This window comes from Microbacterium sp. ZXX196 (assembly GCF_009709595.1).
GTDB lineage: Bacteria > Actinomycetota > Actinomycetes > Actinomycetales > Microbacteriaceae > Microbacterium > Microbacterium excoecariae.
Window position 1 is genome coordinate 1 of record NZ_WMEE01000462.1, and the last position, 242, is coordinate 242.

Sequence of the window (242 nt, forward strand, 5' to 3'; positions counted from 1 at the left end):
GCCTTCTTTATTTGTTCCTGTACAACTTCTATTGAATTCTTTGCTTTTGTGTATCGTTTGAAATAAGATTGTGCGTTTTCGGAAGGTGACTTTTGTGGATCGAGTTCAATGACGATCGTTCCGCCATGTTCATCGTAATAATCGATCACTTCAATTTGTTTATCGCTTCGTTTTACAGCATGTAAATTAGCTGTCAACAATTCACCTAACTTTTGATATTCGCCTGCTTGATCTGCCCGGAC

1 protein-coding gene is annotated in these 242 nt (G+C 38.4%); it reads right to left on the reverse strand.

Going from position 1 to position 242, the window contains the following annotated elements:
• A partial coding sequence (locus tag GJQ66_RS13690) for an NFACT family protein (RefSeq protein ID WP_196215950.1) occupies positions 1 to 242 on the reverse strand: 242 nt, incomplete at both ends.